11 protein-coding genes are annotated in these 14,341 nt (G+C 39.1%); 2 read left to right on the top strand and 9 right to left on the bottom strand.

Annotated features, from left to right (window positions below; all coding sequences use genetic code 11):
* Positions 1-383 precede the first annotated feature (383 nt).
* Positions 384-626, top strand: a complete 243-nt coding sequence (locus J7E63_RS24370) for a glutaredoxin family protein (RefSeq protein WP_088088174.1) — start codon at positions 384-386, stop codon at positions 624-626.
* Between the two features lie 181 nt (positions 627-807).
* Here the strand turns inward: J7E63_RS24370 and J7E63_RS24365 are convergent, their stop codons facing one another.
* From J7E63_RS24365 to J7E63_RS24335, 7 genes are all read right to left on the bottom strand, one after another.
* The gene (locus tag J7E63_RS24365; protein ID WP_215017292.1) at positions 808-1,812 is read right to left on the bottom strand and encodes an ABC transporter substrate-binding protein; all 1,005 of its coding nucleotides are present in this window, start codon (positions 1,810-1,812) and stop codon (positions 808-810) included.
* A 485-nt stretch (positions 1,813-2,297) separates the two neighbouring features.
* Positions 2,298-3,293, bottom strand: a complete 996-nt coding sequence (locus J7E63_RS24360) for a hypothetical protein (protein WP_215017290.1) — start codon at positions 3,291-3,293, stop codon at positions 2,298-2,300.
* A 239-nt stretch (positions 3,294-3,532) separates the two neighbouring features.
* Complete coding sequence (locus tag J7E63_RS24355; protein ID WP_215017288.1) at positions 3,533-3,853, bottom strand: ribonuclease E inhibitor RraB; 321 nt, start codon at positions 3,851-3,853, stop codon at positions 3,533-3,535.
* A 145-nt stretch (positions 3,854-3,998) separates the two neighbouring features.
* Positions 3,999-5,123, bottom strand: coding sequence for an NADH-dependent flavin oxidoreductase (locus J7E63_RS24350; protein WP_215017286.1), 1,125 nt, complete (start codon positions 5,121-5,123; stop codon positions 3,999-4,001).
* A gap of 109 nt (positions 5,124-5,232) precedes the next feature.
* On the bottom strand, positions 5,233-5,547 hold the full coding sequence (trxA, locus tag J7E63_RS24345; RefSeq protein ID WP_215017284.1) for a thioredoxin: 315 nt from the start codon (positions 5,545-5,547) through the stop codon (positions 5,233-5,235).
* A 262-nt stretch (positions 5,548-5,809) separates the two neighbouring features.
* On the bottom strand, positions 5,810-6,202 hold the full coding sequence (locus tag J7E63_RS24340) for an IDEAL domain-containing protein (protein ID WP_215017282.1): 393 nt from the start codon (positions 6,200-6,202) through the stop codon (positions 5,810-5,812).
* Positions 6,203-6,321: 119 nt separating this feature from the next.
* Positions 6,322-6,741, bottom strand: a complete 420-nt coding sequence (locus J7E63_RS24335) for an RrF2 family transcriptional regulator (protein ID WP_215017280.1) — start codon at positions 6,739-6,741, stop codon at positions 6,322-6,324.
* Positions 6,742-6,981: 240 nt separating this feature from the next.
* On the opposite strand from J7E63_RS24335, the gene J7E63_RS24330 reads away from it, so the two are divergent.
* Positions 6,982-7,986, top strand: coding sequence for a DUF3231 family protein (locus tag J7E63_RS24330; RefSeq protein ID WP_215017279.1), 1,005 nt, complete (start codon positions 6,982-6,984; stop codon positions 7,984-7,986).
* Between the two features lie 236 nt (positions 7,987-8,222).
* Here the strand turns inward: J7E63_RS24330 and gltD are convergent, their stop codons facing one another.
* Together gltD and gltB are read right to left on the bottom strand one after the other, a co-directional pair.
* Positions 8,223-9,707 (bottom strand): glutamate synthase small subunit, encoded by a 1,485-nt coding sequence (gene gltD, locus J7E63_RS24325; RefSeq protein WP_215017277.1) that lies wholly within the window; start codon positions 9,705-9,707, stop codon positions 8,223-8,225.
* 16 nt (positions 9,708-9,723) lie between these two features.
* On the bottom strand, positions 9,724-14,274 hold the full coding sequence (gene gltB, locus J7E63_RS24320; protein ID WP_215017275.1) for a glutamate synthase large subunit: 4,551 nt from the start codon (positions 14,272-14,274) through the stop codon (positions 9,724-9,726).
* Between the last annotated feature and the right edge of the window lie 67 nt (positions 14,275-14,341).

Genomic DNA, 14,341 nt, shown 5'->3' with positions numbered 1-14,341 from the left:
ATAAAAATTAGCAACTGTTCTCAAATGTGGGTGACATCAGATGAACTGGTTTTCAATTGATCCATCTAAGTAAATAGAGTAATAGTAATGATTTAAATTGTACTGCTGTGAGTTTTCACGAAATATCCTGTTCCACTTCTTTTCTTGAGATAAGATATTTTTCACCTCACTCACATTGTTTGTTATTTGACTATATTAACTTATTAATTTACATGAATCAAGTAATATTTTAAGATAAAACACGAACGTTGATAAAAAAATATTAAAAAATGTTCGTTTTTAATTAAATGTAGATTCCGTTGAATATTGAACTAAAGAATATAAATGTACACAGAAAAAGAGAATTCAGTGTAGAATAACTATTATGAAGTGGAGGTCGTAAAATGAAAAAAGTGATTATTTATTCCCAAGAGACGTGCCCACCTTGTCATGCGGAAAAACTATGGTTAAAAGAAAATGGGATTGAGTTCGAAGAAAAAGATATTCGTAAAAACGATCAATATCTGCAAGAACTTATTGAACTAGGTGCTTCTGCTACACCAGTAACCATTATCAAAGACGAAGATAGCGAAGAGTTCATCCTAGGATTTGATCAAGCTAAATTCGCTGAATTATTTGGGGTTTAATGTCTGTAATAAGTTAAAGTTATAAAACAAAAAAATGGCATGCGTCAATTCGCATGCCATTTCGTGAGTCAATTTGTATTCGTGCACCTCAAAACGGTACCTTTAACTAACACGAGCAAGTGCTTTTTGAGAAATATATTTCCTTTCCAAGGAACCTCTCAGTTATAAAGAAATATAGATTTTATTCTCCTACTATCTTCGCGTTCTTCAGCATCTCCTCTGTTAAGGTGATTCCTTCCTCCTTAGCAGCTTTTTTGTTGATAAACAGCTCAAGGTTTTCCGGGAAGCCAACTGGAATTTCGTTAGGTTTCTTTCCTTTGAGAATTTCCACAGCCATTTTACCGGTAGAGTAGCCTAGATCGTGATAGTCAAATCCATAAGATGCGAAGGTTCCACGTTTTACAGAATCGCCTTCACCGACAAAGGTTGGGATATCTTGGGCGTTGGCTACAGTTATAACCGATTCTAGGGCAGAAACAACGGTGTTGTCCTTTGGAATGTATAATACGTCCGCACGCCCTACCATTGACTCGGCTGCTTGTTTTACTTCGGTACTAGCAGTTATGGTTGTTTCAATCGCCTCCAGCCCTGCTGCCTCTATTGCGGTTTTCGCGTGTTTAACATTTACAACAGAGTTGGGTTCACCATTGTTATATATGATGCCTACCTTCTTGGCATCGGGGATAAATGTTTTAATTGCAGCAATCGTATTCTTTATCGCATCTGGGTGCGTATCAGATGTGCCTGTTGCATTCCCGCCTGGCTTTTCCAGGCTTTTGACAAGTTCGGCCCCAACTGGATCAGTAATGGCGGTAAACAATATTGGAATATCCTTCGTCTGCTTAACCACCGCCTGAGCACTAGGGGTGGCGATAGCCAAAATAAGGTTATTCTTGTCTGCAACCAATTTTTGGGCAATAGACATATTATTGTTCATATCTCCCTGGGCATTTTGGTAATCAAGCTTCAAGTTCTTCCCTTCTTCATAGCCGGCATCCTTTAGAGCCGCGATAAAACCCTCTCGTGCAGCATCAAGTGACGGATGCTCAACAATTTGCGTAATGCCTATTTTCACCACTTTCTCGTTTTTGTCCTTTGTCTGTCCGCCAGTTTCCTTACTTCCCCCTCCACATGCCGAAAGCAACAATAATACCCCACAAAATAATAACGCTAAACTCTTTTTCATCTGTTATTCCTCCCCAAATCAAACCACTATATATGTATTCTCATCTCGCAAGATAAAGAAAACGGTTTCTTTTATCATCATCATAAACTTTTAAAAATTTATAATATTCAGATTTTACCACATAAAGTAAATGTGGGACAATATTAATTTCAAGTAAAAGAAGTTTAATTGTGATTTACAAATTAATAACAAGGAAATTTTTCTTAACACCGAAATAAACCCACGGCACAATCCAATTGCTGGATGTGTTTGCACTATTCGAATTTACCATTAACTCTCAATCTATTAATTTTTCTAGCATAGTTTTTTAAAACAACATTACTACCTGAGATTGGGAAGGAATTTCATATTTCCCCAGCCGTATCAAGTTTAAAGCTCTTGGACCAATCTAAATAGCTGATTGGGCCAAGGGCTTTTTCATTTATTTATGTCCAATAAAATTCCACTCGTTCTTCATTCAATCTAGCTTACATCTACAAAGCTCTTTATGCGAAACGATAGTAAATCAATAGAAAGGTCGCAAGAACAAAAATGAAGTTTAAAAATACAAAGATAAACTGATCTGTTTTTGATTTATGCATTTTAATGGGAGGGTTATAGAATGAAACCCCCTCAATAATGAAGATGACTAAAACAACGTGAATCATGAAATGGCCAATGACTTCTGTCATTCCAAAGAGCATCGTGGTTGAGATAAAAATGCCTGTTACTACAAAACCAAGCACTCGATTTAAAATACCGACAACCAATAAATAACCAACGACAAACTCTATAAATGCGGCCATCACAACAAATAATCCTGGTTCAAAGCCAAATGTAGGTACATGATGGTTTGTGATTATATCTAATGCCATACCTGGGTAAACCCATTTTTCAACAGCTACCCAGCTAAGCGATAGTCCTGTTCCTAGATAGAGAAATGGAAACCCTGCCTGCTCCAGCTTTGTATTTCCTACTAATAAAACACCAATGATAGCTACATAAAATCCGTAGTCTAACATATAAAAAATGCCATGATGGATGGTAACATAAATAAATAATCCTAATAAAATCGAAGCACCAATTTTTGTCGAGATATGATGCGGAATCAATAATAATCCAATGGTAATCCACGTCAATACAATAATATAAGTGCTGCTAACATGAAACTCAGGCGCAAAAAGTGTTCCATTTACCATTTGAATTATTAGTGCAATAGCGGTCCCGTATTTTAGTAGATACCGAGAATACTTTCTTAAACTGGAGAGTCTATCCTCCAGTTTTTTCACTGGTCCCCATTCAGTCATTTTCGGAATGATCAAGGTTAATGCAGCTAAAACAATGGCCGCAACTAGCGTTAAAAATATAAACATCGGTGATAATATATGATCAATAGACTCCTTATGTGGCACTACTTTTGTGAACCACTTCACATGAGCATGTGCATAAAATGGTGTCATAATAAGCCCCAGTGTTAATAGTATCTGAAATATCTTTTTCATCAGTAATCCCCCTAAATATATAAACAACATGAACATAGTGATAATATACATGATAAATCATTATCCTATCCGCCCTATTATTGAACATTTTGTGAAATATTTCACAAAAAATAAGTCCTAGAATTAAAAAGACCGAACATGCAGCAACATGTCCGATCCAGATTATTTTTATATCTTCAAAAAAAATCGACTACTATCACACTACAACGCTAAAATTATAAATACCTCACTCAATCCTTTTAATCTACAAAAACACCCCAACCGTCAGAATAACCACCATGTGGTTTGCTTAAGTTATTTAAATTATTCTGGATTTTAACTATTTCATTATAATTTAATAACATCCTTTTAGAGCAACAACATGCCCACTCGTCAGTTTCGTCGTCTTGATCTAAGAAACAATTGAATCCTTCTTCTTTTAGTACTTGTGTTAATTTTTCTCCTGTTGTTTGATCAGGTACAGCAACAAAAAATTCCACTGATTGTTGTTTTTTAAAATCTAATCCCTCTTTATATAGACTTCGTAAAGCATCTCCATCAGCATCATTAGGAAATTTCATTCTTTTCCCTCCAAATTCTAGTACATTCACTGTTGTCATTATAATTCACTTATTTCTTTTCGACAAACCAGAAAGCTGACAGGGATACTTATTTTATCAAAATTAGATAAGCTACTTTTATTCGTTTAGCAAGTAATCAACTGATCTATTCTACTCCCGGAAACCATCCAGGTGAATGAATAATGGCCTGCCAAAGGGGATCTGGTACTTCCAGTTCGTGCTGATGATTCTTATTTATTTTGGTGACAATTTCAGATTCTCTACCTTGTTCCACTTTTTGCACCCACTCAGGATCAATAATTAGTTCACGTGCCAATGCGATTAAAGGGACTCCTGTTTCGTATGCTTTTAAGGCATCATCAGCTGTATAAATCGAACCGACACCGATTACTGGAACTCGGTCACCTGCAAGCTCCTGAATGATTTCAAGACGTGAACGTGTATCCTCAACTCCCCGTTTAGGTGTTGATCTAAAATCCTGCAATGAAACATGAAGGTAATCAAGGTCTTTTTCTGCAAGTGTATCTATTAGTGCGAGTGTGTCAGCCATTGTGATCCCAGGTGTTTCAGGTTCCTCAGGGGAAAAACGATAGCCAACCAAGAAAGGCTCTTTCCCATATTCAGCAACAACTCTTTTTACTTCATCAATAACCGCTAGAGGAAAAGTTAGACGTTTTTCAAGAGTCCCACCCCATCGGTCTACACGACGATTAGAATGAGGGGAAAAGAATTGCTGAATCAGGTACCCATTGGCACCGTGTAATTCAACACCATCATAACCTGCTTCAATGGCTCGTCGAGTGGTTTCTCCAAAATCGCGAATAATGGATTCGATCTCTGTTTCAGTCAATGCCCGGGGTACAGGTTTTCCTGCAACTTCTGAAGGAACTGCACTAGCACTTACCACATCACCATCTACTAATTCAGGTGGAACCTGGCGTCCGCCATGGAAGATTTGCAAAATCGCTTTTGCGCCCTTCTCTTTAATCGCTGATGCCACACGACGCAAACTTGGGATCATCTCATCTCGGTCTCCACCAAATTCACCATGAAATCCTTTACCATTCCTGGTCACATAGGTACATGCTGTAATGACCATTCCGACACCATTGGAACGTCGTTGATAATACTTGACCTCCGCATCTGAGACGGTCCCGTCAGGATTTGATGAGAAATTGGTCATGGGTGCCATGACAATGCGATTTTTTAATTGAATCCCCTTTCCTATCGTAAATGACTCAAATAATGGTGCATATTTTACATTCATCATACTTTACTCCTCCACCTTGTTCATTAATTTTTAAATTGGAAATTACTTTGCCCAATCTACAACTTCATCCTATAGTTTACCGTTTCGTTCAAAGCAAATTCCTACCATATTAAGTGTGCTTTAAAATTAATTCTGTCAAAGCTTCTTTTGGTTGGAAGCCGATAACCTTTTCTACTTCAACACCGTCTTTGAAAAGAATCAACGTTGGAATGCTCATGACGCCAAATGCCCGTGTTGTTTCTGGGTTCTCATCTACATTAAGTTTGATAATCCCAACTTTATCACCGATTTCAGCATCGATTTCCTCCAATACAGGTGCAATCATTTTACAAGGGCCGCACCATGGCGCCCAAAAATCTACTAACACCAAACCCTCTTTCATTTCTGAAGCAAAAGTTTGATCTGTAACGTGTGAAATAGCCATTATTTTTTCCTCCAATTTAATTTAATATTTTTGGCTCTTTTTAGGCTCATTGTGAATTTTGGCACTATGTTGATTGGAGCGGAAGGCGCGAGACTCCTGCGGGAAAAGAGGGTCAAGGGAGACACCCGCAGGCGCAAAACGCCGAGGAGGCTCCCGGACCGCCCGCGCGGCGCTGAGCGCCTGGAGCGGAAATCAACATACAAGTTTAACATAGCTATATTTTTTAAAAACTTTATTTTTCTCTCAGACAAATATTTAATAATTACCTTTTTGCATCTAAATCCCTAATTCTGTTTCCACTGATTTTATATTCAGATTTCTTATTATTCACTTTTGGAATTTTTTTACTAGATGCTAATTTCGCAGATAATTCCATAAACCACTGCTCATCTTTAAAAAGTAAAGCTAAATCTATTAAAGCTAAAAGCTCACTTTCATTTCTACCTGTTAACTCTGGCAGCTTTTCAGCCCGTTTATTTAGGATCCAAATCGATTTTCCAATCACTTTTTCATTGTCACTGTCGACCACATTTACTTGAAGCATTTCTTTGTGAGAGTCTACGGTTTCAACATACCCTTGAATCAGTTCTCCATCTTTTGACCTTCCATGTACCCAATCCCCATTTTCAAATCGATTGTTATCGGCCATCGTCATCTACACCCCTTAAATGTTATAAAAAAAGTTACAGTTTGGTTTTTAAAAAAAGTATATCATCAATATCGTGTCATACTGTAATAAAATAATATACAGAATACATGAAAGAAAAAACTAAATCATGTGCAACGTTTAATTTTTTCTAAAACAGTACTAAGAGTAATATTCTCTAAATATTTTTCAAAATACAATTCAGCATCATTGAAAATTTGATCCATAACCACCTGGGTATTAGACGATATCACACATTTTTGGTCCGGATCACCTGTGCACCAGTTTGGTTTTAGGCTTCCGCGTGAAACTATCCGATAAATATCTGCCAATGATACCTCTTGAGAGTTACAGTCGAGAATATAACCACCGCCGATACCTTCTTTTGTTTTAACAAATCCATGATTTCGCAAACAGCTCATGATTTTCCGAATCCGTGCGGCGTTTGTACAAACATTGGTAGCGATTGACTCACTGCTTGCCATATGATCTGGTAAATAAGCTAAATAGACTAAACTATGGACGGCTATCGTAAAATCACTATTCACTTTAATGCTTCCTCCTCAAGAAGATTAATGTAATTTTAATATTTACAGTTTATAAAGTCAACAAAAAATAACTCAATATTAATAATTTCCACTATAGCCTTTTAAATTCGCGAAAATTGTTTTTGGCAATTAAAAAATTTAGTTTAATTTTATTCATTTTTTAGAAGAAGCACACTGTAGCATTTCATAAAATAATTTCCTAATGGTTACATTATAATAATAAAACTAGGGGGGTTTAGCATGACGACTTCGAGCCGAGCACCTATTACTTCATCAGAATTAGCAAATTTGTGGATGGCTTATCAAGAAAAAACCATGATGCTTAGAGTATTGGAACATTTTATCGAGCACTCCGATCTTGAAGGAAAACAACTGTTACAGTCGTATTATAATGGTGCCGCCAAAAACATTGAGATGATTAAAAGTATTTTTCAACAAGAAGGCGCAGTAATTCCAATTGGTTTTACAGAAAACGATGTAAATAAAAGCGTTCCAAAGTTATTTGATTTTATGTTCGATATTATGTATTTACATTTGATGACTAAAGTGGAAATGAGCCTTTATGCACTTTTCACAGGCATGTCCTATCGAAAGGATATTGAAGATTTATTTATCGGAATGACAGCTGAATCACAATCAATGAACAGCCAAGCAACGCAATTCCTTTTAGAAAAAGGGGTACTAGTACGTCCACCTTTTGTATCAATGCCAAAACAGGTAAATTTTGTACAGGATAAAAATTATATGGATGGGTTTACTTGGTTTAGTGAATCTAGATCCCTGAATACTGTTGAAGTTTCTCTTATCCATCATGCAATTGAAACTAACCTTGTAGGGATGCAATTAATGATTGGATTCGCTCAAGTTGCTTCTGATAAAGAGGTTCAAAAATATCTTACCAAAGGAATGGAATTGTCCCAAAAAATCGAAATAGATTTAGGTGAATTCTTACGCAAAAGTTATATTGAGCCCCCAGCTACTCATGCTGGAAAAGCAACAGCGTCAAAAACTGCGCCATTTTCTGACAAATTGATGATGTACAATACCAATTTGTTAGCTTCATTTGGGCTCGGAAGTAATGCATTAGGCAGTGGATTTTGTTTACGGAGTGACTTGCCGGCTAAAATGTCTTTTAATGCAAAAAATATTTTCACTTTTGCTCAAGATGGGGGAAAGATTATGATCAAAAATGGCTGGATGGAAGAACCACCACAGATTGAGGATCGAAATCAATTAACCAAATAATTATTATTTTAGAACAGCAAAACTAACCTTAAAAAAGGCTAGTTTTTTTCTTTCTAAAGTGCATTCTTTATTTTTTGATTAATTAATTTAAAAATCTTCTACTTCGCCTTTATTTTTAAATAATAAACATTGTCAATTAATAAACATCTATTTCGCAGGAACTTGTACTTTAACTCATAAAAAAGAGACCTGAATTCAATAATGTGATGAATCAGGTCTTTGATTAAACTCTACAATTATTTTGGTAATAAGGATTTCCCCATCAAATAACGGTCCACTTCATGTGCAACCTGACGTCCTTCGTTGATGGCCCAGACAATAAGACTTTGCCCTCTTCTTGCATCTCCCGCAGCAAATACACTTTCTACGTTTGTTCTGTACTCACCGTATGCTGCTTCAATCTTTTGATTGGCAGCTTTTACACCAAATTGGCTTAAAAGCGGCTGCTCCGTTCCCTCAAATCCAATCGCAATAAACACAAATTGAGCGGGCCATACTTTTTCTGTACCTGGTATTTCTTTAAAATAGAACCGACCTTCATCGTCTTTCAATTTTTCCATTTGAATGGTGTGAAGTTCTTTTAAGTTGCCGTTTTCATCCGCCACCATTTTCTTCGTTTGGATAGAATACTGACGTGGATCTTCACCAAACTTTGCTTCTGCCTCTTTATAGGCATAGTCCATAGTAAAAACATTAGGGTAGGCTGGCCACATATTACCTGAATTACGAGTCTCTGGTAACTGAGGATGTTTACCAAACTGAACCACACTTCGGCAGTTTTGGCGCAGGGCTGTGGCTACACAGTCCGCTCCTGTGTCGCCACCGCCAATGACGATGACGTCCTTACCTTCCGTATTGATGAACTGACCATCTTCAAAATTCGTATCCAAATAACTCTTCGTCGCTTTAGATAGGTATTCCATTGCGAAATGAATCCCTATCGCCTCGCGACCTTCAATCACTAGTTCACGCTGTTTTTGCGCACCTGTACATAGAATCACGGCATCGAATTGTGCTTGCAGTTCTTCAGCCGAAATATCTTTTCCAACCTCGGTATTGGTAACAAACTTGATACCTTCTTGGGTCAATAAGCTGATTCGACGCCCCACCACTTCTTTATCAAGCTTCATATTTGGAATGCCATACATAAGTAATCCACCAGCACGGTCTGAACGTTCAAAAACCGTTACTGAGTGACCTGCTTGATTTAGTTGATCTGCACTGGCCAATCCTGCAGGGCCGGAACCGATAATCGCTACTTTCTTCCCGGTCCGTGAAACTGGAATACGAGGCGTGATCCAGCCATTTTCAAAACCTTTATCGATAATTGCCTGCTCAATATTTTTAATCGTTACCGCTGGATCAGTAATAGCCAACGTACATGAACCTTCACACGGAGCTGGACAAACTCGCCCTGTAAACTCAGGGAAGTTATTCGTTTTTAGCAAACGATCGAGTGCTTCTTTCCAACGGCCGCGATAAACCAAATCATTCCACTCTGGAATAAGATTATGAATCGGACAGCCTGATGTTGCTCCCTGAATTTCCATTCCTATATGGCAGAAAGGAGTGGCACAATCCATGCACCGTGCTCCTTGTCTGCTTAAGGTTTGATCCGAGAAGGGAGCTGAATACTCTTTCCAGTCGCTTAAACGCGTAAGGGGATTTCGTTCTTTTCCTTTTTCTCGATTATATTCCATAAATCCTGTTGCTTTTCCCATCTTCCTCTCCCCTTTCTTAGCGTAGTACAGCTTCTGGCTGTTTAGGTGTATTTTTCTGTTTGGAAGAATTGGCTAAAAACGCACTCATAATCGCTTCTTCATCAGTTAGGCCTTTTTCCTTTTGCTTCTGAATTTGGTCCAACATGCGTTTATAGTCTTTTGGAATGACTTTGTTAAATTTTCTCACATGATTTTCCCAGTTCTCTAGAACACAGCCTGCTTTCACACTGTTCGTATAATAGAAATGATTTTGAATCATTTGCTTAAGTTCATTCGCATCGTTTTTCGTTAAAGATTCAATCTCAATCATCTCTTGGTTACATAACTTCTTAAAGGCATCTTGATCGTCTGCTAATACGTACGCAATTCCGCCAGACATCCCTGCCGCAAAGTTTTTGCCAACATCACCTAAAATAACAACGCGTCCGCCCGTCATATATTCGCAGCCATGGTCACCAATTCCTTCGACCACAACGTTCACACCACTATTACGGACCGCAAAACGTTCACCGGCACGTCCATTAATATACGCTTCGCCGCTTGTCGCACCATATAAAGCAACATTCCCAGCGATTACATTTTCGCCTGCCGATAGTTTAGAAGATTCGTCTGCTTGCACAATCAACTTTCCGCCCGATAAGCCTTTTCCAAGGAAATCGTTTACGTCACCCGAAATCTCTAATGTCACGCCTTTCGGAACAAAGGCACCGAAACTTTGACCTGCAGATCCAGTAAATCTAAGAGTAATCGTATTTTCAGGAAGTCCCTCTTCACCGTAACGCTTCGATACTTCACTTCCGACGATTGTTCCAACGACACGATTCACATTCGAAATCGGGAAGCTCGCATCTACTGGAATTCGATCTTGTAATGCTTGTTGAACCGCCGGCAAGATTTTTTGAATATCAAGTGAATCATCAATTTTATGATTTTGTGGAGTCTTGAACGTACGAACTCCTTCAGGTTGATGCAGCAATGGAGTTAAATCTAGATCCTTTGCTTTCCAGTGTGCTTTTGCACGGTCACTCATTTTCAAAACATCTGTACGGCCTACCATTTCGTCAACGGTTCTAAAGCCAAGCTCAGACATTAGTTCACGTACTTCTTGGGCAACAAAACGCATATAGTTTACGATGTAATCAGCTTCTCCTGTGAACTTTTTACGAAGCTCCGGATTTTGTGTAGCAATTCCAACCGGGCAAGTATCTAAGTGACATACGCGCATCATGACACATCCGAGCACGACAAGGGGTGCAGTCGCAAAACCAAACTCTTCGGCCCCAAATAAGGCAGCCATTACGACATCTTTTCCAGTCATTAATTTACCGTCTGTCTCAAGGACGACACGTTCACGCAAGCCATTAAGCATTAGCGTTTGGTGTGCTTCGGCAAGTCCAAGCTCCCATGGTAATCCCGTATGTTGGATACTTGTTTTTGGTGATGCTCCTGTTCCGCCGTCATAACCACTGATTACAATAACATCAGCTGCACCTTTCGCAACACCTGCCGCAATCGTTCCTACTCCGCCCTTGGATACGAGCTTAACGCTGATTCGGGCATCCCGATTCGCATTTTTCAAATCGTGAATCAGCTGTGCCAAGTCTTCAATCGAGTAGATATCATGGTGCGGCGGCGGTGAAATCAGCCCGACTCCTGGTGTAGAACCACGAACATCTGCCACCCATGGGTAAACTTTGTTTCCAGGCAGCTGTCCGCCTTCACCTGGCTTTGCCCCTTGTGCCATTTTAATTTGAAGCTCATCAGCATTGACAAGATAGTGACTTTTCACTCCGAAACGGCCTGAAGCAATTTGCTTCACAGCACTTCGGCGATTATCGCCATTTTCATCCAAGATAAAGCGGCTTGAATCTTCCCCGCCTTCACCAGAGTTGCTTTTTCCGCCCAAGCGATTCATCGCAATTGCCAAGGTTTCATGCGCTTCCTTACTAATGGATCCAAATGACATTGCTCCTGTTTTAAAACGACGAACAATGGAATCGACTGTTTCTACTTCCTCGATTGGTAAAGACGTTCTCGATTCATCAAATAAGAACAAATTCCGTAAGAATCCAATTCTCTCTTCATTTGCTAGCTTGGAATACTTTTTAAATAATTCGTAATCGCCTTTACGGCAAGCCCATTGCAGGGTATGAATGGTTCCAGGGTTAAACGCGTGATGTTCCCCTGTTTTTCTCCACTGGAAGTTACTTCCTGAATCTAATGTTTGATCATAAGAATCTGCGTAAGCCACTGTATGAAGCATTTTTGCTTCTTCGGCAATCGTATCTAAACCGATACCGCCGAGCTGAGAAACTGTACCAGTAAAGTAACGTTCAATGACATCTCCACTAATTCCAACTGCTTCAAAAATTTGCGCACCGCGATAGCTTTGAACGGTTGAAATTCCCATTTTGGACATGACTTTTACAACGCCCTCAGACATTCCTTTTACATACTTGCTGATTGCTTCCTCATATGTGAATGGTAAGCTTCCATCTAAGATAGCCTGCTTATATGTTGCGAACGGAAGATACGGATTGATGGCATCAACACCATAGCCAATTAAAGCGGCCAAATGATGAACTTCACGTACTTCCCCAGATTCAATAATGATGCTTGCTTTCGTTCTACTGCCTTCACGAATCAGATGCTGATGAAGGGCACTTGCAGCCAATAAGGAAGGAATCGCAGCTTCCTTCTGATTCATGTTACGATCAGATAAGATTAGTAGACTTACACCTTCAGAGATGGCAGCATCCGCCTCTTGGCAAATCCTGTCAAGACTACCTTCGATATCATCAGCGAACAGGATGTCAATTACCTTACTCTTAAAATCAACTGAATCCAATGATTTTAGCTGTTCCAGTTGGCTATTGGTAATTACCGGTGTATCCAGTTGAACTCGGCGGCAGTTTAATTCTGAAGGATTCAATATATTTCCTTCCGCCCCTAATAATGTCATCGTTGATGTGACAATTTCCTCACGAAGTGAATCAATTGGCGGATTGGTTACTTGAGCAAATAATTGCTTGAAGTAGTTAAACAAGGATTGAGCACGGTCAGATAAAACCGCTAATGGCATATCATTACCCATTGCTCCAATTGGATCTTTTCCTTCGCTCACAACAGGAACTAAATATTTTGATATATCTTCGTATGTGTAGCCAAATGATTTCTGGCGAACCAGAAAATCCGATAGAACCTCTTCTTCGTTCTGTCCATCGTCATTTAATCGAATCAGTTGCTCATCTAACCATTGTTGATAAGGAAGAGCTTCAGCCATCTCGGATTTTACTTCTTCATCCGAAATAATTCGGCCCTCTTCTAAATCAATCAAAAGCATTTTGCCTGGGCTTAAACGTTCTTTATATAATACTTTCTCGGGTTCGACATCGATGACGCCAACCTCTGACGAAAAAATAATATAATCATCATCAGTAACGTAATAACGAGCTGGACGAAGGCCGTTCCGATCTAATATTGCCCCTATTTGTTTGCCGTCCGTAAAGGAAATAGCTGTTGGACCATCCCAAGGTTCCATCAGGCAGCTATGATACTCGTAAAAAGCTCTCTTTTCCTTTGTCATATGCGGGTTTTCTGACCATGGTTCAGGTATCAGCATCATCGCAGCATGAGCAGGTTTCCGACCAGCTAACACCAAGAATTCAAGTGCGTTATCCAAAATCGAAGAGTCACTTCCATCTGTATCTAAGATTGGGAGCACCTTTTGCAGGTCCTCACCAAATGCTTCCGACACAAATTGCTTTTCACGCGCCTTCATCCAATGGACATTACCGCGAAGTGTATTAATTTCCCCATTATGGATCAGGTAGCGGTTTGGATGAGCTCTTTCCCAGCTAGGGAACGTATTTGTACTAAAGCGGGAATGCACTAAAGCGAAAGCCGATACAAAACTCTTATCCTGTAAATCAAGGTAAAACCTGTCTACCTGTTCCGGTGTTAATAAACCTTTGTATACAATTGTTCTGCTTGAGAGGCTGGCAAAATAAAAACGTAAATCCGATGCCTTAGCCCATAGTTCTGATTGTTTTCTAATGATATATAATTTACGCTCAAAAGATAATTCATCCAACAGTCCCTCGTTTGCGCCAATAAATACTTGACGGATGAACGGGCGGCTTTGCTTGGCTGTTTCACCAATAGTTTCAGCATTGACAGGCACTGTCCTCCAGCCGAGAACCGTCTGTCCTTCTTGTTCAATCATTTTATTAATATAAGATTCTATATTTTCTCTTTCTGAATCATTATTTGAGAAAAAAAGCATCCCTACCCCGTAGCGACCCTTTTCAGGTAATTGCACATTCTGGAGGGCTTTGCGGAAAAAGCTATCTGGAATCTGGACCATGAGACCGGCACCATCTCCTGTGAATGGATCACTTCCTTGTCCCCCGCGATGGTCTAGCTTACAAAGCATGCTTAGTCCTTTTTTTACAATCTCATGAGTTGCATACCCTTTAATGTGGGCATATAATCCAATTCCGCATGCATCATGTTCATATTCTGGGCGGTAGAGACCTTGTGCTTTTGGTAGTTGCTGATATGTCATTATTATCTCCCCCGTTCTTAATTTTCCGATAAATCAGTATGAAGTAATTTTATGTTTAAATATACAT

It is taken from the genome of Bacillus sp. ISL-75 (genome assembly GCF_018613095.1).
The sequence above is the reverse complement of the archived record's forward strand: the minus strand, read 5'-3'. Positions and strand labels throughout refer to the sequence as shown.